The organism is Bacteroidales bacterium (genome assembly GCA_031276035.1).
Lineage (GTDB): Bacteria > Bacteroidota > Bacteroidia > Bacteroidales > BM520 > RGIG7150.
The window spans coordinates 112,418-133,888 of record JAISNV010000044.1; the positions used below are offsets into that span (position 1 = coordinate 112,418).

Genomic DNA, 21,471 nt, shown 5'->3' on the forward strand with positions numbered 1-21,471 from the left:
GATTGTGTTTAACATTAAATGTAAATATCTTCGCAAAGATACAAAAAAAACAATAATAGACAATTTTATAAGAAAAAAAAGAAATAAATATGATATTTTTTAATTTTATCTGTTTTAATCATATATTATAATCGAAAAAATAATAACTTTATATTTTAAGCTTTGTTTGAATTTGTCTATTTTATGTCTTTCTCTTTTCATTAATATATTTCTTTAACACGTTTTTATAAATTGTAACTTCGATGGGAAATAATATTTTGATTTCCATGTTGGAATAGATACATTTTATTGTGTATGTTAACAACTGTTGCAGACATTAAGGAATAGTCATTTCATAATATTCGAATACAAATACTATTCTACAAAATATGTAGCTCCGATATTATTTAAAATCAAAAGTATAAATTACCGCATTCAGGTTATCCTGATATAAGCCATATACTACATGCTCATTTTGTTCATTATAGCCAAATTGCATGTTTGCTATTTTTAAGCCTCTGTAATATTTGGGAAAGCTTTGAATACGACACGGATGGTTATCTTTTATTTCAATCAAATAATTATTTTCAATGTCTGATATGATTGTATAAAATGAATCGTTTATTACTACGAAATCTTTAAGCCATTTATCAAAATAAATTTTATATGATTCTATATATGCAATATCTTCACTAAAGTGCATTTGTTTTATTACTGTATCAAGCATGAATATATCGCAAACTAAGTCGGTTGAAACATAATCATGAGATAATTGTAGTATCTTACCCGTATGTTTATCACCAACATAATATATTTCATCAAATTTCTTTACTATAGGTGTGGAATAATAATAACCTAATTTATGTTTTTCATAAATTGGGTCTAAAGGGGCGGCCAAAACATATGAGTTTGTGTAATGATTGTATAACATAATTGTTTGTAATTGTGGAGTATAGAATTCATTTAGAAATGGATTGTCCGAAATGTTATCAATTTGTGGCAAAGCTTCAGACCCGATAACAGGCCATCCTTTTTGAATCTGAAATACAAATAAACTATCCTCCTCAAAGTAGAGACCTGTCGGATGTGAAAATGAGTATCCTAATTTCAATAACTTATCGGATTCCAACTCAGCTATTGAATCTAATAAAAAAAAGCGAATGGTTTCGGCGTTTTTGTTTTTTATCAAACATATAGGCATATTATAATATGTAATATTAGATAGTCCGCTCCATTCTAATCTTGGAAGTGAGGCAAAAATATATTGATTTGATTTTGTAAATGATGCCTCTAAATACATTGAAACTAATACATTTGCATCTCTTAAGTAATAATATACATAGGACGTGTCAAGACCGCTTTCAATAAACATTGTTTTTTCTTCGATATTAGGCGACAATGGGGTGGGATTTGCCCAGTTATTTTGCTCTTTTGAATACAATATAAAAGAATTTGATAAAAAATCACTTATTAATAATTCGTTCCCTGTATGATTGATTTGAAATGAATTAAGTTCGGGTAATGCATGGACATCAGGTATTATACAAGAATCGTATGGAAGTAAGGGTTGCTTGTTGATTGTAATTGAGAGACTTTCGATCCAGCGTTCGGTATTTGTGAGATTATTGGAAGTTTTCGCTGTTAATGATAAATCAAGGTTTTCATTAATACTATGAAGTGGTTCAAACATGATTTCATTAATCATTTGCTCAATTAGCAAACTATCCAAAGTCATTCCAAGTGTTGGTTTTGCAGTTATTAACCTTCCATTTGGAATGGATATTTTAGTAACAAATGGTACTAATAGTTTGTCATTATTATTTGATGTGAATATATTGTAAATATTATCGGAAGTATCTATGAACAAAAAATCGCCGGGAAAGTTTTGTCTGTTAATGTATTTCTGAAGTGCATGAGGCTTTTTGTAAAGTAACACATTGATAATAACAGCGCTATCTTGCGTCGCTATTTTGAGCATGTTATTGTACGTAATAAGTAAACCTTCACATCTCGGACAACGCATTGGCGGGATAAAGTTTATGTATATATCGGATAATGTATCAATATTATCTTTTTTGTTTTTTATAATAGTACTAATGTAATTTTGTAATTGTTCTTCAGTTCCTACCTTTTGATGCAGATAATACAACAGTTGTGTGTCTTGATTATTTTTTTCATAATTGTCTGCAGGTTGAGCAGATGAATATGTTTTTACAAGAAGAGCCATAATCAAAATAAAAAGGCTGTTTAATTTGTGTGCGTTCATTTTGTGCTTCATTTGATATTTTATAAAAAAAGACCAACTGAATTAAAATCATTCAGTTGGTCTAAAACCGCTACTTTAAAATTATATCGTCGCCCGTTATTTCCATAATGGATGATTCGGAATCAAATCTATGAGGAGAAATAATATCTCCATTCATAATTGATGTTTCACAGATTTGTCCTAATTCATCATAAGTAATAACCACTACAGGGAAATTAGGGCCGCTGTTAAAAAGGAGATTCCATATATCCTTTAGTTTTCCTTCAATTGTTGCGCAAATATTAAACCTGAAACCGGGACACAACTTTATGTCTCCACTTGGATTAAATGTTGCACCTGCTCGGCCGTAAAGATGTACTTGAATATATTCCGGCTCTTGTGCATAAGAATCTAGGACCGATATGAACAATCCAAAAATTATAAATAAAATAATTTTCTTCATAATAGATTTATATTTTAATCAGAAGTATTATTTTCCGGTACAATCAACTGATTTAATGGAATGTAGTATGTTTTATTATCCTCATAAGTATAAATTGTTACAATCGTATTATCATTGTCAGATGAATTTTCCTTTATGGGCAGCTCGATTGTAACTGTTGCACAGACGGCATCACCTGCTTGTGTGCATACTTTTACTTCAGTACCTCCGCTGCCTGAAGTTCCGGTTGCACCGCCTTTACCATAAATAGTAATGACAACCGGACCGGCATAAGAAGACCCGATAAATGAAAATAATATAATTAATACTACCGTTGCATTTCTTAATTTTTTCTTAATATTTAACATAATAATATTTTTTTAAGATTAATAAATGTTTTTTCTTAAATTCAACTTTAATAATGGTTGTTTTTATCCGTTACAATACAAGAAAAACGAATTGCAACGGATAAATAAGGACAAGTTTGTTTTGCATAAAAACCAAACATCGTGAAGTGAGACTAACCATGCTGGTAGAACAAGTATATGTCTTGTGTAAATTGTTATTATGTTGTTCCATAGCTGTTCAGAGGAGGTGTGTAATACATTTAGTGTATTACGCATAGTGCAATAAATCATTCTATAATACGTACAAAAAAATTGAGAAAGCCGTTCTTTTTTATGATGTAACATATATGTAATATTTGCGCAAATATACAAAAAAAACAATAATAGACAATTTTATAAGAAAAAAAAGGAATAAATATGATATTTTTTAATTTTATCTGTTTTAGTCATATATTATAATCGAAAAAATAATAACTTAATATTTTAAGCTTTGTTTGAATTTGTCTATTTTATGCCTTTCTCTTTTCATTAATATATTTCTTTAACACGTTTTTATAAATTTAATCGAATTTATCTATTAAATTTGCAGAAAAATAATTCGATGCAAAATAATGATGTGCTTATAAATTTGGAATCCATATCTATCGGACGCGATGGTGAGGATTTTCTTACCGATATTACTTTCACTCTAAACAAAGGCGAATTTGTTTATTTAGTTGGAAAAACAGGTTCGGGAAAAAGTACTTTTTTGAAAGGTTTATATAGCGATATTGATGTCAAGGGGAATAAAGCCAGTGTCTTAGGGTTCGATCTTTTAAATATTAAGCACCGTGAAATACCTTTCCTGCGCAGAGAACTCGGAATAGTATTTCAAGATTTTCAATTGCTGCCCGATAGAGATATTGAAAAAAATTTGGAATTTGCAATGAAATCAACTGGTTGGACAGATAAAAAGCTTATGACCGAAAGAGCGGAAACCGTGTTAAATCTTGTCGGACTTTACAATAAGCGCGATAAAAAACCTGCATCGCTTTCTGACGGAGAAAAACAAAGAGTTGCAATTGCAAGAGCAATTCTTAATAGTCCGAAATTGATTCTGGCCGATGAACCCACGGGAAGTTTAGATCCCGAAACTTCCGAAGAGATAATGAAAGTATTGATGAATATTAATGAACAAGGAACTGCTGTTTTAATGGCAACACATGTTTATTCATTATTCAGAAAATTTCCGGGCAAAATATTAAAATGTGTCGACGGTAAAATCTTCTATGCCGATTTTTCATTATAAAAACATTAAGTAAAGAAATATTAATCAAAAAAATAGATATGAATAAAATGAATTTATTGCTTATAAGCAACTCCACAGACCCTGAAAAAAATCCGATTCCTAAAGGTGATTATAGAGAAGAATTCGGAGAAAGCAGATATTTGCTTTGGCCATATGAATTTATTAAGAATTTTTGCCAAAAACATAATGTGAAAAAAGTTTTATTTGTACCGTTTGCAGGTGTAAACCTTAATTCCGAGAGCATACAAAAATCATATGATGTTTACGAAGCAAGAGTGAAAGATGTTTATGCAAAATTCGGTGTTGAAATTTATTCTGTTCACAAAGAACCCCGCCCGATAGAAGCCGTGATGAAAGCGGAAGCAATTGCTGTAGGTGGCGGAAATACTTTCTTTCTTGTTAATGAATTACATCGCTTGGGATTGATGGATGCGATTAAAGAGCGCGCCGCTAACGGAATGCCGTACATGGGTTGGAGTGCCGGCTCCAATATTGCTTGTCCGACTATAAAAACCACAAACGATATGCCTATAATTGAGCCTGAAAGCTTTGAAGGTATGAATCTAATCCCGTTCCAAATAAATCCGCATTACCTTGATGCAAATCCTGAAGGTCATGGCGGCGAAACCCGTGAAGAACGTATTATGGAATTTTTAACCGTTAATAGAAATATAAAAGTTGTCGGCTTGCGTGAAAGATGTTTGCTGCATATTGAGAACGGTAAGCTAATGTTTAAATTCAAAGATAAAGACTCGAAACCGGGACCTTACACATTGAGAATTTTCGAATTTGGAAAACCTGCCGTAGAAGTGGATGCCGAGAATGTGGCTAAAGTATTGTAAATACCGAAGTCACAAAGACAAAAATCATAGAAGTTATTTTTGACTCTATTTTGTTAAGGTATAAAAACCTTAATAAAGTTTAATATAGCATCTCTTCCGCTTATTCATCACATGATTAAAACTTTTCCAATTCTGAATGGCTTTTTGGTTGGTTTCAATCATTCCTGTTGTATCTACAGTATATATTTCTCTGGCAATGCAGCGTTTATAAACCTCCGTGATAAGCATGCTGGGAACCCCTTTGCTTTGGTATTCGGGATGTACGCCGGTGAGAAAGAGGTCAATGGTATCATTGTGTTTTCTGCTTCTGATCAATGAAATGAGAGCCCTTAAATTTAATTTTCCATTGGCGATTCTCATGGTTTTTGTTAATGATGGAACAGGTATGATAAAACCTACAATTACATTTTCTTCATTAAAAACTACATGTACGAATTCAGGATTTATTACCGGAATATATGAGTCGAGAATATGGTTAATCATTTCATCATCAAAAGGAATAAAAGAAAAAAGATCGTCGAAAGCTACGTTTAACACTTGAAAAATTTCCTTTCCGTATTTTCGCATTTGTTTTTTGCTTTTCATTTGTTCGATGCGAAGTTTGTATCTTTCACCGACAATAGAAGATAATCGTGCGGCTTTTTCCGGAATTTCTTTCTCAAGGAATAAATTAAATTCTAACCAATCTATTAGTTTTTCGTAACCTAATCTTTCGAAATGATTTTTATAATAGGGGAGATGATATACCGATGCCACCGACGGCTCCTGATCAAAACCTTCTACGAGGAGAGCCTGTGTATCTATATTTGAAAATCCGAGCGGACCGGTTATACCCGACATTCCTTGAGAGATAATCCAATCTTCGGCAGTTTTAAAAAGCAAATCTACGGCTTCATTATCATCGAAAAACTCCGGGCGGGTTATTCTACCGTAATTTTCTCCCGTTTTCTTATTGTACAGATGAGGTATAATCGCACCAATTCTACCGACGGTTTTCCCGTCTCTTTTGACAATCCAGAATTTGGAATCAGCTGTTCTGCGGTATGGATTTTTTTCAGGGTCAAGAATGTTCATTTCACCGCCGCTTAATTGCGGAATCCAAAATTTATTGTTTTTGTAAATTTCAAAAGGAAGATTAACAAATTCTTTACGTTCATCTTTGGTTTTTACTTCTATAATTTCCATAGTACAAAAGTAATGAAAAAATAGTAATAAAGAATTGTTTCAAAGAGTCAAATAAAAATGTATAATACGGTTTTGGAACTTTCTGTGAAGTTTTTTGTAGCGAAATAAATATTGATTTTCAAATTAAAATTATTATAAGTAAATTATTTAAATAAGATTTTGGAAACTGTAAATTATTTGCCGGATGTGTTTTATATGATAGAAATACGAACACTATTAATTAACAAAAAATAAATTTTTCATTCAAACATTTGTCGATTCAAAAAGTTTTTGTACTTTTGCAGCCGATTTTGTTTAAAAAAATTAAAATAAATATTAATTAATTATCAGAGTACTATGCAAAGACAGTATGAAACCGTTTTCATTATGACTCCCGTTTTGTCTGAAGACCAGATGAAGGAAACGGTAAAGAAGTTCAGAAATTTTCTGACTGAAAAAGGAGCAGAAATTGTACATGAAGAGAATTGGGGATTACGCAAATTAGCGTATCCGATTCAAAAGAAAAGTACAGGTTTTTATCAACTTTTCGAATTCAAGGTAGATCCGACTGTGATTAAGCCTTATGAAGTCGAATTTAAACGCGATGAACGTATTATACGTTTCTTAACAATTTCTTTAGATAAACATGCAATAGCTTACAATCAAAAGAAACGCGATAAAAAAGCTGCGGCTAAAGATGTGAAAGAACCTTCAGGTGATAGAATTGAACTTTAACCTTAAAATTGATTTGTTATGGCTATGCAAAATAATGATGTAAAATACTTAACCCCAATTGCGGTTGATGTTAAAAGAAAAAAATATTGCCGTTTTAAAAAATTAGGCATTAAATATATTGATTATAAAGATCCCGATTTCCTTTTGAAGTTTTTAAACGAACAAGGAAAAATATTACCGAGAAGAATTACCGGTACATCTAATAAATTCCAAAAGAAAGTTGCTCAGGCTGTTAAAAGAGCCCGCCATCTTGCTATATTACCTTATGTTGCAGATTTAATGAAATAAGAAGGAGATTTTATGAAAATTATTTTAAAACAAGACGTACAAGGACTCGGTTACGAGCATGATGTGGTTACGGTAAAACCCGGTTACGCAAGAAATTATTTAATTCCCCAAGGGATGGCAATTACTGCTACTCCTTCAGCTATTAAAGTTCGCGACGAAGTTGTTAAGCAACAATCTCATAAAAGAGACAAACAAATAAAGGATGCTAACGATTTTGCTCAAGCATTAAATAATATTACAGTTAAGATAGCGGTTAAAGCAACTGACGAAGGTAAAATCTTCGGTTCTGTTACTTCAGCTTCTATTGCAGAAGCAATTAAGGAACAATTTAAATACGAAGTTGATAAAAAACAAATTAATTTATCTGAAGATCGTATTAAAGAACTTGGTGAATATACTGCCACTGTAAATGTTTTTAAAGACGTTAAGGCTAATGTAAATATTGTTGTTGAGAAAGAAGCAGAATAATTCTGTGTAATTTCAACAAATATTTTGAAATATGAAATTGCGGGTTACGAAAGTAGCTCGCAATTTTTTTGTTTGACGTAGTATGTTGATAATTTTATTTTTTTATGACTTTAACCGTTTTCCCATCTATTGACAAAAAATAAAAGCCCATTGGATAATTTGACAAATCTATTTCCGTATTTTTGATTTGCTGTAACAATCTGCCGTTTAAAGAATAGACTTTAACTGCAGGGATAATTCCATTTCCTGTTTCTATGTAAACATAGTTACTGGTTGGATTAGGATAGATATTAAAATTTGCTGAAAGGTTTTCTGAAATGCCACCGGGCTTAGTTAAATCAAATCCGGCTATTACTAAAGCAGTATAGTCGGGATGTGTAATTATGGCATCATTAGTCATGTATACGCGATATTCTCCATCCTTTATAAAAGTAATAATGCCATTATCAATAGTATAGTCAATATCTATTGTAGCTTGCTCAAATTCATTATATATAACAAAAACAGTTTCTGCACCTCCAAATAAGTTTTGATCCGAAAAATCAACCAACGTGCCACCTGTTAAAGGTTGGTACGGCAAAAATTGAGTGCCAAATAATTTTCCGCTTTGATCTTTTATAATTAAATGCGCTGCATATAAATCAGATAGTTTTAGACTGTTGTTCTGGCAGGATAAATATGCTAAATCTGAGCAACCTTCTATTGATAAACCGGTTATTTGAAAAGATACTACATCATCAGCAAAATAAGTATTGCAATCAAAATAAGTAAACTTACAATCGGCATTGGAAGCAGCAATTGTAACTGTACAACTATAATCATAATAGTCATAACTATGATACAAATGTATATTTGCGTCGCCTAAACCAACTATTGTTTCAATAGGAGAGTCATCACCCCATTTAATAGAAAATTGCTCGCCGTTTGTAGCTTTAATATCAAATTCTCCATAACTAAGTTTAGCGCCAATACTTCGATGACTACTTTGCCATGTGAATGTTATACTATCTTGGGCTGTTAATTGTATGTGTGATATTAATATAAAAATTAGTATCAAATATTTTTTTGAAAATTTGTTTGAATTCATGTTAAATAATTTTTAAAGTTAAACATTTCAATTACAAGAAGTTGCTGTTTCTATGTTCAAAACACTGCCTGATTGCACTTCTAATGCTCCACTTATGATAACTTCTTCTGCATTTATAAATAAGGCACTATTATTTCCAACCACAATATTGCTTGTAGAAGGAATTGTAATGTATTTTGCAATATAAGCCTTATTTGTTGTAAAACCGGTAATATTCAAAGATTGGGTTTTATATTTACAATTTCTATAAGATTGCTTAATGCCATCTATACGCTCATGCATTCGAAAAATTTGCATCGGACTCAAAGCTATTTGACCAGCACAATAATCCATTAAATTATTTGAACCGGATGAACAATTCCAACAACATGGATCATTATATCCATTATTTTTCAACCAACCGTATGTTGGTGTGTCATCAATCCCATCACAATTTGAAGTCATATTTCCACAACAATCTTGAATTGTATGCCATGTCAAACCTAGGAAATGTCCAATCTCATGATTTACAAGCGAGGAAACACGGGAACACAACCATATATCATTTAGATCTATATAACGTTTATAGTTTAAATAACCGGTAGAAATATTAATTCTACCATTATAACAGCCCCCAGTTCCATCTTTTGTAATGAAAATGTTAAGGACTTCTCCAGATGATATTATCTCACAATTCTCTAAATACGAATCAGGGGGAAAGCTACAATTTACATATTCATTATAAGCAGAGGTATTTCTATGAAAAAATACGCCACACAGCTGAAGTTGTATTTTTTTTTGTAGCGCAGGAACCGGAGGATTTGGCATGTGTTGAAGAAGCTCGTTTCTATTCCAATGGCTATTGCACCATTTTACCATGTCGTCTGCGTACATATACCCATTATAAGGTCTATTTGAGTAGTTGTCACTCGTTTCATTAAAATTGCCGGTGCCATCATCCTTTAAAAAATAGTGAAAGTTTACGCGAATTACCTTTACCGGTCCATCAGGATCATATTGATAGGCAGCCGATTCCCTATCTTCATTTGTGGAATTATCAAAAGAAGTTAGACATTTATTATATTGGACATTCGATAAATCATCTTGAGCATACAATAAGTGCTTGCCCAACATTATTAAAACTATTAATATTATTCTTTTCATAGTTATGACTTTGGTTTAGTTAGTAACAATCATCATTTTAGCTTCGCTTGCTTTTCCATCTCCAATTAATAAATAAGTATATGTCCCTGAAGATAATTGTCCGGATTCTATTATCACATTTACCGTACCACGTTCAGAAACAGTAAAGCATTTAATTTGGGTACCTTGCATATTGTACACGCATAATTGCACTTTTTTGATCTTTTGCGGAATATAGCATGTAATAGTAGTACTCATATTAAAAGGATTAGGGGCGTTTTGATAAACTTTCATCTCTTCATTATGGGTATTCTCCTGAGTAGCAAGGTTAAGAGACTGAGCGCTTTTACTATCAATATCATCAATAAAATTAGCTTTTCCTGTTTCGTACAAAAGATTTAAAGTTTCTTTTAAAATGTTTATTTCTTTCTTTTGATTCTCAATCATATTTTGCTGTTCTTGTAACCCAGTTACAAGCAAAGGAATCATGCCTATATAATCAATAGATAACATACCTTCATCATCCGCATAAACTAAATCAGGGAATAGTTTTTGCACGTCTTGTGCTATAAAACCATAAAAACGTCTATTTAGCAAATACTCATTTGTTCTAGGAGCTTTACTAATCTCAGATTTTAAAGATTCAATAATATCCGGACTTTCATTCAGAAATTTTTCAGGAATCTTCTCTTCTTTTTCTTCTTCTATCATGTTATAACTCACGCCTTGTAGCCGTTTTAGGTAATCGAGTGAATTTGTAAGATCTTTAATATTTTCTTTCATCTTAATATCAGAACCTAAAACGATATTTCCATTAACCTTAAGCTGCCTGATAGAACTAGATGAACCTATTTCCAAAGCTACACCTGGGTTAGGATTAAAAATACCTGTATTTCCGTTTGCCCTCACGGTAAAACAGCTATACCATGCAATGGCAGAAGTGGACATGAGTGAAAAAATACCTGGGTTATTCGGTTGATTCTGATAAAAAGCTCCCCAAATAAGATCGCATCCGTTGCTCAATGTAGTAGTAGAGTTCCTTGTGATAATAGATGCACCATCCGTGTTTCGAAGATTGGTAATTATGGTTTGGGCATTTATATCAACTTGCGAACTTGTGCCTACAGTTCCGGTTGCTTTTATTATCTGGGCATTTGTTATGATGCTCAATATGGTTAAAATGGATATTAAAGCTGTTTTTTTACTAATGGCTAACAATTTTTGTTTTTTCATTTTTCAATACCCTATTTGTGTCGGGCCTAACTTTTAAATTATTAATTTGTAGTGAATTCTATATTCATTGTCTTATTTTTCTGTATAATTTTGCTTAAATATGCCTATAAGTAAGTGAATAACCGATTAATACTCGCCAAAGATAGTTATTATTTATATATTTAGTTGTCTTTTTAGAACATTATTTTTATTGCTTAATGATTTTTTGAGTGTTTATTTATAAGCTATAATTGAACTTAGGCGGCTTTGATAAGCCAATCGTCTATTCACCTCAAAATAGATTTATTTCTAAAATTTCCCAGATTAATAATTTTTTTTCAAAAAACTTGCTCCATTTAAAAAAAATAATATATCTTTGCAGCCTGATTTGGAAAGTTGAAATATCTATGCTGTGTTTCAGTACTTTCCTTAAATTTGAGAAACCTGACAAGATAAGGCAAATATAGGTTTCAAACTGTGAGAAGGTCACAGAATGTAGTCTTATCCCGCCCAATCTGTCTGTTTCCCAGATTTTTAACAAAAATTTTGATAAATAATTTTAAAAGATAAAATAAAAATTTAGTATGCCTACAATACAACAATTAGTTAGAAAAGGTCGTCAAAAACTTACTGACAAGAGTAAATGCCCTGCATTGGATTCTTGTCCGCAACGTCGCGGTGTTTGTGTAAGGGTTTACACTACTACACCCAAAAAACCGAATTCGGCAATGAGAAAAGTTGCAAGGGTTCGTTTAACCAATCAAAAAGAGGTTAATGCTTATATTCCCGGTGAAGGTCATAATTTGCAAGAACACTCTATAGTTCTTATCAGAGGTGGTCGTGTGAAAGATTTGCCAGGTGTTCGTTATCATATTGTAAGAGGTGCTCTTGATACAAGCGGTGTTGAAGGAAGAACTCAAAGACGTTCAAAATACGGTGCAAAACGACCGAAAGCAGGAAAAAAATAAAATTAAATAATATTATATAATAATATGAGGAAAGCAAAACCAAAAAAACGCATAATACTTCCGGATCCGATATACGGCAGCCCGAAAGTAACTAAATTTGTTAATAATATTATGCTTCAGGGCAAGAAAAATCTTGCATACGGTTTATTCTACGATGCTATTAATATAGTAAGTGAAAAATCAGGAGAAAATGGTTTGGAAATTTGGGAAAAAGCACTTACAAATGTTACTCCATCGGTTGAAGTAAAGAGTCAACGTGTGGGTGGTGCTACATTTCAAATACCTACGGAAATTCGTGCAGGACGTAAAGAATCTATCGGTATGAAAAACTTAATAGGTTACGCCCGTAAACGCCATGAAAAATCTTTTAGTATGAAACTTGCTAGCGAAATTTTGGCAGCATACAAAGAAGAAGGCGCAGCATTCAAACGTAAAGAAGATATCCACAGAATGGCTGAAGCTAATAAAGCTTTTGCTCATTATAGAACTTAATAGAAAGTTAAATACGCAATGTCTGATAGATTACTACATACAAGAAATATTGGGATAATGGCCCATATTGACGCTGGTAAAACTACCACGACTGAGCGTATATTGTATTATACCGGAGTTAATTATCGTCTCGGAGAAGTGCACGAAGGAACTGCCGTAATGGACTGGATGCCGCAGGAACAAGAACGCGGAATCACAATTACATCGGCAGCTACTACTGTGTTCTGGAATTATGATGATCAAAAATATAAAATTAATATTATTGATACGCCGGGACATGTTGATTTTACGGTAGAAGTTGAAAGATCTTTGAGAATACTCGATGGAGGTGTTGTAGTTTTTTGTGCTGTAGGCGGAGTTGAACCGCAATCCGAAACAGTTTGGAGACAAGCCGATAAATATAAAGTTCCCAGAGTATGTTATGTTAATAAAATGGACCGCATGGGATCTGATTTCTTTAGAGTTGTCGAAGAAATCAAATCAAAATTAAATGCTAAACCTTTAGTATTGCAAATACCCATCGGTGAAGAATTAGCTTTTGTCGGTATTGTTGACCTTATTGAGAATAAAGCTTTCGTATGGGATGAAGAATCAAACGGCGAAACTTATGAAGAATATGAAATACCTACCGAATTAATAGACGTAGTTAATGAATATCGTGCGATACTGATTGAAACTGTTGCCGAATTGGATGAGGAGCTTATGAATAAGTATTTCATTGATTCCGATTCTATCACAACGGAAGAAATCAGAAACACTATCAGAAAAGCAACTATCGATCTTAAATTATTTCCGGTTATCTGCGGTTCTTCATTCAAAAATAAAGGTGTTCAAGCCATTTTAGATGCAGTAGTAAATTATTTGCCCTGCCCGTTGGATATTCCTCCGGTTTACGGAACTGATTTTAAAGGTAATCAAGTGCTTGTAAAACCTGATGAAAACGCACCGTTTAGTGCTTTGGCTTTTAAAATTCAAACTGATCCTTTTGTAGGGAGATTGGTTTTTTTCAGAGTCTATTCGGGTAAGTTCATAGCGGGTTCACAATTCTTAAATGCAAATACAGGAAAAAAAGAAAGAATGTCTAAGATTCTTCAAATGCATGCAAACAAACAAAACCCGCTAAATGAAATTTTAGCCGGAGATATTGCTGCAGGAGTAGGATTTAAAGAAATTAAAACGGGAGATACTTTGTGTGATCCCTCACACCAAATTCTTCTTGAAAACATTACTTTTCCAGAACCTGTAGTACAAATAGCCGTTGAAGCTAAAAAGCAGGAAGATGTAGAAAAACTCAATATCGCCTTGGCTAAAATGGCAGAGGAAGATCCTACTTTTACAGTGTCTTTTGATGGCGAAACAGGACAAACTATAATAAGCGGTATGGGTGAATTGCACCTGGATATTATTTTAGACAGATTATCGCGTGAACAAAATATAGATTGTTCTAAAGGACGTCCTCAGGTTGCATATAAAGAAACTATCACAAAAACTCTTATTCACCGTGAAGTTTACAAAAAACAAACCGGTGGACATGGAAAATTTGCAGATATAGAATTTGAAATTAGTCCGGCAGATGATAATAAACCAGGATTACAGTTTATAAACGAAACAAGAGGCGGTGTGATTCCATCGCAATATATTCCGGCTATTGAAAAAGGATTTAAAAATGCAATGCAAAACGGTGTATTATTAGGCTATCCTGTTTACGGAATAAAGATCAGATTGCTTGACGGTTCTTCACATGAAGTTGACAGTGATGCTTTAGCTTTTGAAATAGCTGCGGGTATTGCTTTCAGAGCTGCATGTAAATTAGCAGGTCCTGTTATTTTAGAGCCCGTTATGAAAATTGAAATAGTTTCCCCTGCGGAATATATCGGTGATATCTCAGGCGATTTACATCAAAGAAGAGCACAGGTTACCAAAATGGATTCCAGAGGTGAGCTACAAGTGTTACATGCCAACGCGCCATTAGCCGAAATGTTCGGTTATATCAGTGCATTAAGAAATATTAGTTCGGGAAGAGGTACTTTCTCAATGGAATTCTCTCATTATTCGGTACCGCCGCGCAATATTATGGAAGAAGTAATTTATAAAATAAAAGGTTATAAAGTAGATTTTTAAAACTAAATAAAGTGAACCAGAGAATTAGAATAAAATTAAAATCATACGATCACAATCTCGTAGATAAATCCGCAGAGAAGATCGTTAAAACAGTAAAATCGACAGGCGCAGTGGTTACCGGACCGATTCCATTGCCTACCAACAAACAAATTTTCACTGTAAACCGTTCAACCTTCGTGAACAAAAAATCACGGGAACAGTTTCAACTTTCTACATATAAAAGATTGTTGGATATTTACAGTTCAACAACAAAAACTATAGATGCTTTAATGAAACTCGAATTACCGAGCGGCGTTGAAGTAGAAATTAAAGTATAATTATTAAAAATAAACGAAAATGTCAGGATTAATTGGAAAAAAATTGGGTATGACCAGCGTTTTTGATGAAAACGGGAAAAATATTCCGTGCACAATCATTGAAGCGGGTCCATGTTATGTAACCCAAGTTAAGACATTGGAGAACGATGGTTATGAAGCTATTCAGTTAGCTTTCGATGACAAAAAAGAAAAGCGTACACCAAATGCTATGAAAAAGCATTTTGAAAAAGCCGGAGTTACTCCTAAAAGAATTGTAAGAGAATTTACAAGATTCGAACCAGGATCACGTAAAGATTATGGAGAAGAATTACGCGTGGATATATTCATAGAAGGTGAATTTGTTGACGTAGTAGGTACATCAAAAGGTAAAGGTTTTCAAGGTGTTGTTAAAAGACACGGTTTCTCCGGAGTAAACGATCAAACTCACGGCCAGCACAACAGAATGAGAGCACCGGGTTCTATCGGAGCTTCTTCTTATCCTTCAAGAGTATTCAAAGGAATGCGTATGGCAGGACGAATGGGTGGCGACAGAGTTAAAATGATCAACCTCCAAGTGATGAAAATAATTCTTGAAAAGAATTTAATATTAGTTAAAGGAGCTGTTCCGGGCTCAGTTGGATCATATGTAATTATTGAGAGATGGAGTTAGTAGTATATAACATAAAAGGTAGTGAGACTTCCAGGAAAGTCGAACTTAAAGACGAGGTTTTCTGTATCGAGGCTAACGATCATGCGATCTACCTAGATGCAAAGCAATATATGGCTAACCAACGTCAAGGTACACACAAAGCTAAAGAAAGAAGTGAAGTATCCGGAAGTACCAGAAAGTTGAAAAGACAAAAAGGTACCGGTACCGCACGTTCGGGTGATATTAACAGCCCGTTGATGAGAGGCGGCGGTAGAGTTTTCGGTCCTAAACCGAGATTATACCGTTTCAAACTTAATAAAAAATTAAAAGCTTTAGCTCGTAGATCCGCTTTGTCTTACAAAGTAGCTGATCAAAAGTTAACTATTATCGAAGATTTTAATTTCGATACAAATAAAACAAAAAACTTTGTTGAGCTGATGAAAAATTTTAACCTTACAGGTAAAAAAGTATTATTGGTATCACAAAAAGCGGATTCCAATTTGCAATTATCGGCAAGAAATATTCAAGGGGCCGAAATAATTAATGCGGATTGTTTGAATACTTATACGATACTTAAAGCACATCATATGCTTGTTGTTGAAAGTGCTATTGGTGATATTGAAAGAATTTGTTTAAAATAATTTAACAGCATAGAGAAATGGAAATTATTATTAAACCTTTAGTAACTGAAAAGATGACGTTGATGACTGAAAAGCTCAACCGTTATGCTTTTGTAGTTAATAAAAAGGCAAATAAAATAGAGATAAAAAAAGCCGTTGAAAAATTATATGGTGTTGACGTTGCTGATGTCAATACAATGAACTATAGCGGCAAAGCTAAATCAAGATTCACCAAGAGTGGATTTGTAAGTGGAAGAACAAATGCTTATAAAAAGGCAATTGTTACTTTAGTATCAGGTCAAGTTATTGATTTTTATAGCAATATTTAAGAAAAGTAATGGCTCTAAAGAAATTTAAACCAACAACTGCAGGTCAGCGCTTTAAAGTGATAAGCGCATTTGACGAGATTACCACCAATAAACCGGAAAAAAGTTTGTTGCAACCAAAGAAGAAATCAGGTGGTAGGAATAATGCAGGAAAAATGACTATGCGCTACATAGGCGGTGGTCACAAGCAACAATACAGAATTATTGATTTTAAACGCGATAAGGAAGGTATTCCTGCTGTTGTTAAAAGCATAGAATATGATCCTAACAGAACAGCTCGTATAGCATTGTTGAACTATGCTGATGGTGAAAAACGTTATATCATAGCTCCTCACGCTTTACAAGTAGGTCAAAAAGTTAATTCCGGAAAAGGTGCTAGCCCTGATTTGGGAAATTCTCTTTATTTAAGTGAAATTCCATTCGGTACTATCATTCATAATATCGAATTAAAACCAGGTCAAGGAGCGAAAATGGCTCGCAGTGCAGGTTCTTACGCACAACTTATGTCGAGAGACGGTAAGTATGCTATCATTAAACTTCCTTCTGGCGAAACAAGAATGATTCTTCAATCTTGTAAGGCTACTATAGGAATGGTGAGTAATGTTGATCATAGTTTGGAACGTTCGGGAAAAGCAGGCCGTTCAAGATGGAAAGGTCGCAGACCGAGAGTTCGTGGGGTTGTTATGAATCCTGTTGATCACCCAATGGGTGGTGGTGAAGGTAGAGCATCCGGCGGTTTACCACGTTCAAGAAAAGGTATTCCTTCTAAAGGTTATAAAACACGTGCTCCCAAAAAAGCATCTGATAAATATATTATTGAAAAACGCAAAAAATAATTAGAGTATGAGTCGTTCATTAAAGAAAGGTCCGTATATACATTACAAACTCGAAAAAAGAGTTCTGGAACAAGCTGCATCACCGAAAAAGAACGTGATAAAAACTTGGTCACGTGCCTCTATGATATCTCCGGATTTTGTAGGATTGACAATTGCTGTTCATAACGGTAATAAATTTATTCCGGTGTATGTTACTGAAAATATGGTAGGACATAAATTAGGCGAATTTGCTCCCACAAGAATATTTAGGGGTCATGCCGGTAATAAAAAAAGGTAAATAATAAATTAATAAGATAATGGGATCAAGAAAACATAACAAAGCAGAATTGCGTAAGGAAGCAAATAAAACTAAATACTTTGCTTCACTGAGAAACGTTCCAACTTCTCCGAGAAAAATGCGTTTAGTTGCTGATATGGTTAGAGGTATGGAAGTTGAAAAAGCACTTTATGTTCTTAAATTCTCAAATAAGCATGCATCTAACGATATGTACAAACTTCTTTCAAGCGCTATAGCTAATTGGAAAACCAAAAATGAAGGAGAAAGACTTGACGAAGCTAACTTGTATATTAAAGAAGTTTTCGTTGACGAAGGCCGTACATTAAAACGCATTCAACCTGCACCGCAAGGTCGCGCGCATAGAATTAGAAAACGTTCAAATCATGTTACTATGATTTTGGATAGTAAAGCTAAAGTAGTTAAATCAGAAGAAAATAATAATTAGAGTTCTCAGAAAAAATTATACCGAATGGGACAAAAAACAAATCCAATAGGCAATAGGTTAGGTATCATCAGAGGATGGGACTCTAACTGGTACGGTGGTCGTAATTTCGATGAAAAATTAGTAGAAGACGATAAAATCCGTAAATATTTAAATGTTCGTTTATCAAAAGCGGGTATTTCGAAGATTTTTATCGAAAGAACGCTTAAAATAGTTACAGTAACCATCTTCACAGCTCGTCCCGGTTTAATCATCGGTAAAGGCGGACAAGAAGTTGACAAGCTTAAAGAGGAGCTTAAAAAAGTCACTAAAAAAGATATTCAAATAAATATCTCCGAAATCAAACGTCCGGAGTTAGATGCAGTATTAGTAGCAAGCACAATTGCGAGACAAATTGAAGGCAGAGTATCATATCGTCGTTCAATAAAGACTAATATCGCATCTGCAATGAGAATCGGTGCGGATGGTATTAAAGTTTTAATATCCGGTCGTTTAGGTGGTGCCGAAATGGCAAGAAGCGAGCAATATAAAGACGGAAGAATTCCTTTGCACACATTACGTGCAGATATAGATTATGCTCATGATGAAGCACATACAACTTACGGCAGAATTGGTGTAAAAGTGTGGATTTGTAAAGGTATGATTTACGGAAAACCGGATCTATTTACTCAAAATGTACCGCAAAAAGGTGGTAAACCACAACAAGGCGGTCCGAAACAAAGAAGACCAAGAAGATAATAATTTAATAAATTTAGATAGAAATGTTACAACCAAAGAAAACTAAGTACAGAAAAGTCCAAAAAGCTAAAATGAAAGGCAATTCCATGAGAGGAAACCAACTTGCATTTGGCTCATTTGGTATTAAGACTTTGGAAGAGTGTTGGCTTACAGGAAGACAGATCGAAGCAGCTCGTCAGGCCGTTACCAGAAAGATGAAGCGTGAAGGTCAAATATGGATTAGAGTATTTCCTGATAAACCGATTACTAAGAAACCCGCTGAGGTACGTATGGGTAAAGGTAAAGGTGCTCCCGAAATGTTTGTTGCACCGATTACCCCCGGTAGAATTTTATTCGAAGCCGAAGGTGTACCGTTGGCATTAGCAAAAGAAGCTTTGCGATTGGCTGCGCAAAAACTTCCCGTAAAAACTAAATTTGTAGTTAGAAGAGATTACGTTGAAGATTCAATTTAAAAGACCATGAAACAGCAAGAAATTATAGAATTAAGCACTAATGAACTTATTGAGAAGTTAGACGAGTGGCAAAACCAACTTACAAAACTGAAAATTAACCATTCTATTTCTCCACTTGATAATCCGAGTAAAATTAAAGTTCATAGAAGAACCATTGCTCGCATGAAAACAGAATTAAGACGTAGAGAAATTAGTGCAACAAAATCTGTAGAATAATGGAAAGAAAACTTAGAAAAGAGAGGATAGGCCTGGTTGTAAGTAACAAAATGGATAAATCTATTGTCGTTAGAATAGACAGGCGCGTAAAACATCCTATGTACGGAAAATTCGTAAAGAAATCAACAAAATTGATGGCTCATGACGAAAATAATGAATGCAATATAGGTGATACTGTAAAAATTATGGAAACAAGGCCATTAAGTAAGAATAAATGTTGGAGATTAGTTAATATTATCGAAAGGGCTAAATAGTATGATACAACAAGAAAGCAGATTAGCAGTAGCCGATAATAGCGGCGCAAAAGAGGTATTGTGTATTAGAGTACTCGGCGGTACGAGAAAAAAATACGCAACAATTGGTGATACTATCGTTGTTACAGTGAAAAGTGCTATACCATCAGGTACAATTAAGAAAAGTGCTGTTCAAAAAGCTGTGATAGTAAGAACTAAAAAAGAAATCCGCAGACCCGACGGATCATATATCCGCTTCGATGATAATGCATGTGTGTTACTCAATAATGCAGGTGATATGGTAGGTACTCGTATCTTCGGTCCCGTGGCAAGAGAGTTACGTGATAAACAATATATGAAAATTGTTTCATTAGCACCGGAAGTTTTATAATCATTAAATAGAGTATAGTCATGAAGAAAAAAATGCATATAAAAAAGGGTGATACAGTAATTGTTATTGCCGGTGAATCAAAAGGGATGCGTGGTAGAGTGCTCAGGGTAGATTATAAAAATGATAAAGCTATTGTGGAAGGAGTTAATATGATTTCCAAACACGAACGCCCAAATGCTAAAAATCCTAATGGAGGAATCATTAAAAAAGAAGCCCCGATTACAATATCAAATTTGATGTATGTTGATTCGTCTAATAAACCTACCCGTATCGGTAGAAAAGTTAATGCAGACGGAAAAATTGTTCGTTATTCTAAAAAAACCGGAGAGGAGATTAAATAATGGAATATACACCAAGACTTAAAACAAAATATAACGATGAGATAATTGCTAATCTAACAAAGCAATTTGAATATAAAACGGTTATGCAAGTGCCAAAACTTACTAAGATTTGCTTAAATCAAGGTATTGGGGGGGCTATTGCAGATAAAAAACTCATCGATTACGGTATAGAAGAAATGACCGCTATAGCAGGTCAAAGAGCCGTATCTACAAAAAGTAAAAAAGATATCTCTAACTTCAAATTGCGTAAAAATATGCCGGTAGGTGTTAGAGTTACTCTTAGAGGTCATAGAATGTATGAATTTTTAGATCGTCTTATATCGGTTTCAATTCCTCGTATAAGAGATTTTAAAGGCATTAACGATAAAGGTTTCGATGGTAGAGGTAATTACTCAATGGGTGTTACCGAACAAATAATCTTTCCTGAAATTAATATCGATAAAGTTAATAAAATCAACGGTATGGATATTACATTCGTTACAACAGCACAAACCGATAAAGAGTGTTTAGAGTTATTAAAACAATTCGGCTTACCATTTAAAAATCAAAATAAATAACCCGTATGGCAAAAGAATCAATGAAAGCTCGCGAAGTAAAGAGAGCAAAACTTGTAGCAAAATATGCTGATAAACGTGCTAAATTATTGGCGGAAGGTGATTATGTAGGTTTACAAAAATTACCAAGAAACGCTTCGCCGGTACGTTTACACAACAGATGTAAATTAACAGGTCGTCCAAAAGGTTATATCAGGAAATTCGGGATATCCAGAATCAACTTCAGAGAAATGGCTCTGAAAGGTTTAATACCCGGAGTTAAAAAAGCCAGTTGGTAGTAAAAAATTAGAAATTAAAATT

Annotated in this window: 30 protein-coding genes; 23 read left to right on the forward strand and 7 right to left on the reverse strand. The window is 33.6% G+C overall.

The window, feature by feature from the left end; genetic code table 11:
• Positions 1-382: 382 nt before the first annotated feature.
• The 3 genes from LBP67_10945 to LBP67_10955 form a co-directional block, all read right to left on the reverse strand.
• Positions 383-2,245: a hypothetical protein gene (locus LBP67_10945; protein MDR2085498.1), complete on the reverse strand. Its 1,863-nt coding sequence runs from the start codon at positions 2,243-2,245 to the stop codon at positions 383-385.
• Between the two features lie 70 nt (positions 2,246-2,315).
• Complete coding sequence (locus LBP67_10950) at positions 2,316-2,687, reverse strand: hypothetical protein (GenBank protein MDR2085499.1); 372 nt, start codon at positions 2,685-2,687, stop codon at positions 2,316-2,318.
• Between the two features lie 14 nt (positions 2,688-2,701).
• The gene (locus LBP67_10955; protein ID MDR2085500.1) at positions 2,702-3,034 is read right to left on the reverse strand and encodes a hypothetical protein; all 333 of its coding nucleotides are present in this window, start codon (positions 3,032-3,034) and stop codon (positions 2,702-2,704) included.
• Between the two features lie 580 nt (positions 3,035-3,614).
• Here LBP67_10955 and LBP67_10960 point away from each other — a divergent pair.
• Both LBP67_10960 and pepE read left to right on the forward strand, forming a co-directional pair.
• Positions 3,615-4,301, forward strand: a complete 687-nt coding sequence (locus LBP67_10960; protein MDR2085501.1) for an ATP-binding cassette domain-containing protein — start codon at positions 3,615-3,617, stop codon at positions 4,299-4,301.
• A 38-nt stretch (positions 4,302-4,339) separates the two neighbouring features.
• Entirely contained in the window at positions 4,340-5,143 is an 804-nt protein-coding gene (gene pepE, locus LBP67_10965; protein ID MDR2085502.1) for a dipeptidase PepE, read from the forward strand.
• Positions 5,144-5,212: 69 nt separating this feature from the next.
• Here pepE and LBP67_10970 read toward each other — a convergent pair whose 3' ends face one another.
• The gene (locus LBP67_10970) at positions 5,213-6,328 is read right to left on the reverse strand and encodes a GNAT family N-acetyltransferase (GenBank protein ID MDR2085503.1); all 1,116 of its coding nucleotides are present in this window, start codon (positions 6,326-6,328) and stop codon (positions 5,213-5,215) included.
• 336 nt (positions 6,329-6,664) lie between these two features.
• On the opposite strand from LBP67_10970, the gene rpsF reads away from it, so the two are divergent.
• The 3 genes from rpsF to rplI are packed head-to-tail and all read left to right on the forward strand — an operon-like array spanning position 6,665 to position 7,798.
• On the forward strand, positions 6,665-7,042 hold the full coding sequence (gene rpsF, locus LBP67_10975) for a 30S ribosomal protein S6 (GenBank protein ID MDR2085504.1): 378 nt from the start codon (positions 6,665-6,667) through the stop codon (positions 7,040-7,042).
• An 18-nt stretch (positions 7,043-7,060) separates the two neighbouring features.
• Positions 7,061-7,330 carry a 30S ribosomal protein S18 gene (rpsR, locus tag LBP67_10980; GenBank protein MDR2085505.1) on the forward strand — a complete coding sequence of 90 codons (270 nt, stop codon included), beginning with the start codon at positions 7,061-7,063 and terminating at the stop codon, positions 7,328-7,330.
• A gap of 12 nt (positions 7,331-7,342) precedes the next feature.
• Positions 7,343-7,798 carry a 50S ribosomal protein L9 gene (gene rplI, locus LBP67_10985; GenBank protein ID MDR2085506.1) on the forward strand — a complete coding sequence of 152 codons (456 nt, stop codon included), beginning with the start codon at positions 7,343-7,345 and terminating at the stop codon, positions 7,796-7,798.
• 94 nt (positions 7,799-7,892) lie between these two features.
• On the opposite strand, the gene LBP67_10990 is transcribed toward rplI, so the two are convergent.
• Genes LBP67_10990 through LBP67_11000 form a run of 3 tightly spaced genes read right to left on the reverse strand, consistent with a single transcriptional unit; the run spans position 7,893 to position 11,177 of the window.
• Positions 7,893-8,885 (reverse strand): T9SS type A sorting domain-containing protein, encoded by a 993-nt coding sequence (locus LBP67_10990; protein MDR2085507.1) that lies wholly within the window; start codon positions 8,883-8,885, stop codon positions 7,893-7,895.
• A gap of 27 nt (positions 8,886-8,912) precedes the next feature.
• Positions 8,913-9,998 carry a hypothetical protein gene (locus LBP67_10995; GenBank protein ID MDR2085508.1) on the reverse strand — a complete coding sequence of 362 codons (1,086 nt, stop codon included), beginning with the start codon at positions 9,996-9,998 and terminating at the stop codon, positions 8,913-8,915.
• A 45-nt stretch (positions 9,999-10,043) separates the two neighbouring features.
• Entirely contained in the window at positions 10,044-11,177 is a 1,134-nt protein-coding gene (locus tag LBP67_11000; protein ID MDR2085509.1) for a tail fiber domain-containing protein, read from the reverse strand.
• 626 nt (positions 11,178-11,803) lie between these two features.
• On the opposite strand from LBP67_11000, the gene rpsL reads away from it, so the two are divergent.
• Genes rpsL through rpsN form a run of 18 tightly spaced genes read left to right on the forward strand, consistent with a single transcriptional unit; the run spans position 11,804 to position 21,449 of the window.
• Positions 11,804-12,187: a 30S ribosomal protein S12 gene (gene rpsL, locus LBP67_11005; protein MDR2085510.1), complete on the forward strand. Its 384-nt coding sequence runs from the start codon at positions 11,804-11,806 to the stop codon at positions 12,185-12,187.
• Between the two features lie 24 nt (positions 12,188-12,211).
• A complete protein-coding gene (gene rpsG, locus LBP67_11010; GenBank protein ID MDR2085511.1) occupies positions 12,212-12,679 on the forward strand; it encodes a 30S ribosomal protein S7 in 468 nt (155 codons plus the stop codon).
• 18 nt (positions 12,680-12,697) lie between these two features.
• Complete coding sequence (fusA, locus tag LBP67_11015) at positions 12,698-14,800, forward strand: elongation factor G (GenBank protein ID MDR2085512.1); 2,103 nt, start codon at positions 12,698-12,700, stop codon at positions 14,798-14,800.
• Positions 14,801-14,811: 11 nt separating this feature from the next.
• The gene (gene rpsJ / locus LBP67_11020) at positions 14,812-15,117 is read left to right on the forward strand and encodes a 30S ribosomal protein S10 (GenBank protein MDR2085513.1); all 306 of its coding nucleotides are present in this window, start codon (positions 14,812-14,814) and stop codon (positions 15,115-15,117) included.
• A 19-nt stretch (positions 15,118-15,136) separates the two neighbouring features.
• Positions 15,137-15,766: a 50S ribosomal protein L3 gene (gene rplC / locus LBP67_11025; protein ID MDR2085514.1), complete on the forward strand. Its 630-nt coding sequence runs from the start codon at positions 15,137-15,139 to the stop codon at positions 15,764-15,766.
• Positions 15,757-16,386: a 50S ribosomal protein L4 gene (gene rplD, locus LBP67_11030; GenBank protein MDR2085515.1), complete on the forward strand. Its 630-nt coding sequence runs from the start codon at positions 15,757-15,759 to the stop codon at positions 16,384-16,386. The genes rplC and rplD overlap by 10 nt, the downstream gene beginning before the upstream one ends.
• Before the next feature lie 17 nt (positions 16,387-16,403).
• Positions 16,404-16,694, forward strand: coding sequence for a 50S ribosomal protein L23 (gene rplW / locus LBP67_11035; protein MDR2085516.1), 291 nt, complete (start codon positions 16,404-16,406; stop codon positions 16,692-16,694).
• Positions 16,695-16,702: 8 nt separating this feature from the next.
• Positions 16,703-17,527, forward strand: a complete 825-nt coding sequence (rplB, locus tag LBP67_11040) for a 50S ribosomal protein L2 (protein ID MDR2085517.1) — start codon at positions 16,703-16,705, stop codon at positions 17,525-17,527.
• A 7-nt stretch (positions 17,528-17,534) separates the two neighbouring features.
• Positions 17,535-17,804, forward strand: coding sequence for a 30S ribosomal protein S19 (rpsS, locus tag LBP67_11045; GenBank protein MDR2085518.1), 270 nt, complete (start codon positions 17,535-17,537; stop codon positions 17,802-17,804).
• A gap of 19 nt (positions 17,805-17,823) precedes the next feature.
• A complete protein-coding gene (gene rplV / locus LBP67_11050; protein ID MDR2085519.1) occupies positions 17,824-18,249 on the forward strand; it encodes a 50S ribosomal protein L22 in 426 nt (141 codons plus the stop codon).
• A 24-nt stretch (positions 18,250-18,273) separates the two neighbouring features.
• A complete protein-coding gene (gene rpsC / locus LBP67_11055; GenBank protein MDR2085520.1) occupies positions 18,274-18,984 on the forward strand; it encodes a 30S ribosomal protein S3 in 711 nt (236 codons plus the stop codon).
• A 23-nt stretch (positions 18,985-19,007) separates the two neighbouring features.
• Positions 19,008-19,436, forward strand: coding sequence for a 50S ribosomal protein L16 (rplP, locus tag LBP67_11060; GenBank protein ID MDR2085521.1), 429 nt, complete (start codon positions 19,008-19,010; stop codon positions 19,434-19,436).
• A 6-nt stretch (positions 19,437-19,442) separates the two neighbouring features.
• Positions 19,443-19,652 (forward strand): 50S ribosomal protein L29, encoded by a 210-nt coding sequence (rpmC, locus tag LBP67_11065; GenBank protein ID MDR2085522.1) that lies wholly within the window; start codon positions 19,443-19,445, stop codon positions 19,650-19,652.
• Complete coding sequence (gene rpsQ / locus LBP67_11070) at positions 19,652-19,906, forward strand: 30S ribosomal protein S17 (GenBank protein ID MDR2085523.1); 255 nt, start codon at positions 19,652-19,654, stop codon at positions 19,904-19,906. Before rpmC ends, rpsQ begins: the two co-directional genes overlap by 1 nt.
• Before the next feature lies 1 nt (position 19,907).
• Positions 19,908-20,276, forward strand: coding sequence for a 50S ribosomal protein L14 (gene rplN, locus LBP67_11075; GenBank protein ID MDR2085524.1), 369 nt, complete (start codon positions 19,908-19,910; stop codon positions 20,274-20,276).
• Between the two features lie 20 nt (positions 20,277-20,296).
• A complete protein-coding gene (gene rplX / locus LBP67_11080; protein MDR2085525.1) occupies positions 20,297-20,617 on the forward strand; it encodes a 50S ribosomal protein L24 in 321 nt (106 codons plus the stop codon).
• Complete coding sequence (gene rplE / locus LBP67_11085) at positions 20,617-21,174, forward strand: 50S ribosomal protein L5 (protein MDR2085526.1); 558 nt, start codon at positions 20,617-20,619, stop codon at positions 21,172-21,174. The genes rplX and rplE overlap by 1 nt, the downstream gene beginning before the upstream one ends.
• Before the next feature lie 5 nt (positions 21,175-21,179).
• Positions 21,180-21,449 (forward strand): 30S ribosomal protein S14, encoded by a 270-nt coding sequence (gene rpsN, locus LBP67_11090; protein MDR2085527.1) that lies wholly within the window; start codon positions 21,180-21,182, stop codon positions 21,447-21,449.
• The last annotated feature ends 22 nt before the right edge of the window (positions 21,450-21,471 follow it).

Excerpts from the sequence above, each read along its gene's own strand:
- rpsR (MDR2085505.1), top strand. The coding sequence starts at position 7,061 with ATGGCTATGCAAAATAATGATGTAAAATACTTAACCCCAATTGCGGTT.
- LBP67_10995 (MDR2085508.1), bottom strand. The coding sequence starts at position 9,998 with ATGTTGGGCAAGCACTTATTGTATGCTCAAGATGATTTATCGAATGTC.
- rplV (MDR2085519.1), top strand. The coding sequence starts at position 17,824 with ATGGGATCAAGAAAACATAACAAAGCAGAATTGCGTAAGGAAGCAAAT.
- rplE (MDR2085526.1), top strand. The coding sequence starts at position 20,617 with ATGGAATATACACCAAGACTTAAAACAAAATATAACGATGAGATAATT.
- LBP67_10970 (MDR2085503.1), bottom strand. The coding sequence starts at position 6,328 with ATGGAAATTATAGAAGTAAAAACCAAAGATGAACGTAAAGAATTTGTT.
- rplX (MDR2085525.1), top strand. The coding sequence starts at position 20,297 with ATGAAGAAAAAAATGCATATAAAAAAGGGTGATACAGTAATTGTTATT.
- rpsF (MDR2085504.1), top strand. The coding sequence starts at position 6,665 with ATGCAAAGACAGTATGAAACCGTTTTCATTATGACTCCCGTTTTGTCT.
- LBP67_10945 (MDR2085498.1), bottom strand. The coding sequence starts at position 2,245 with ATGAACGCACACAAATTAAACAGCCTTTTTATTTTGATTATGGCTCTT.
- rplW (MDR2085516.1), top strand. The coding sequence starts at position 16,404 with ATGGAAATTATTATTAAACCTTTAGTAACTGAAAAGATGACGTTGATG.
- LBP67_10955 (MDR2085500.1), bottom strand. The coding sequence starts at position 3,034 with ATGTTAAATATTAAGAAAAAATTAAGAAATGCAACGGTAGTATTAATT.
- LBP67_10990 (MDR2085507.1), bottom strand. The coding sequence starts at position 8,885 with ATGAATTCAAACAAATTTTCAAAAAAATATTTGATACTAATTTTTATA.
- rplI (MDR2085506.1), top strand. The coding sequence starts at position 7,343 with ATGAAAATTATTTTAAAACAAGACGTACAAGGACTCGGTTACGAGCAT.
- rplC (MDR2085514.1), top strand. The coding sequence starts at position 15,137 with ATGTCAGGATTAATTGGAAAAAAATTGGGTATGACCAGCGTTTTTGAT.
- rpsC (MDR2085520.1), top strand. The coding sequence starts at position 18,274 with ATGGGACAAAAAACAAATCCAATAGGCAATAGGTTAGGTATCATCAGA.
- fusA (MDR2085512.1), top strand. The coding sequence starts at position 12,698 with ATGTCTGATAGATTACTACATACAAGAAATATTGGGATAATGGCCCAT.
- LBP67_10950 (MDR2085499.1), bottom strand. The coding sequence starts at position 2,687 with ATGAAGAAAATTATTTTATTTATAATTTTTGGATTGTTCATATCGGTC.
- rpsN (MDR2085527.1), top strand. The coding sequence starts at position 21,180 with ATGGCAAAAGAATCAATGAAAGCTCGCGAAGTAAAGAGAGCAAAACTT.
- rplN (MDR2085524.1), top strand. The coding sequence starts at position 19,908 with ATGATACAACAAGAAAGCAGATTAGCAGTAGCCGATAATAGCGGCGCA.
- pepE (MDR2085502.1), top strand. The coding sequence starts at position 4,340 with ATGAATAAAATGAATTTATTGCTTATAAGCAACTCCACAGACCCTGAA.
- LBP67_10960 (MDR2085501.1), top strand. The coding sequence starts at position 3,615 with ATGCAAAATAATGATGTGCTTATAAATTTGGAATCCATATCTATCGGA.
- rpmC (MDR2085522.1), top strand. The coding sequence starts at position 19,443 with ATGAAACAGCAAGAAATTATAGAATTAAGCACTAATGAACTTATTGAG.
- rplB (MDR2085517.1), top strand. The coding sequence starts at position 16,703 with ATGGCTCTAAAGAAATTTAAACCAACAACTGCAGGTCAGCGCTTTAAA.
- rpsG (MDR2085511.1), top strand. The coding sequence starts at position 12,212 with ATGAGGAAAGCAAAACCAAAAAAACGCATAATACTTCCGGATCCGATA.
- rpsQ (MDR2085523.1), top strand. The coding sequence starts at position 19,652 with ATGGAAAGAAAACTTAGAAAAGAGAGGATAGGCCTGGTTGTAAGTAAC.
- rplD (MDR2085515.1), top strand. The coding sequence starts at position 15,757 with ATGGAGTTAGTAGTATATAACATAAAAGGTAGTGAGACTTCCAGGAAA.
- rpsS (MDR2085518.1), top strand. The coding sequence starts at position 17,535 with ATGAGTCGTTCATTAAAGAAAGGTCCGTATATACATTACAAACTCGAA.
- rplP (MDR2085521.1), top strand. The coding sequence starts at position 19,008 with ATGTTACAACCAAAGAAAACTAAGTACAGAAAAGTCCAAAAAGCTAAA.
- rpsL (MDR2085510.1), top strand. The coding sequence starts at position 11,804 with ATGCCTACAATACAACAATTAGTTAGAAAAGGTCGTCAAAAACTTACT.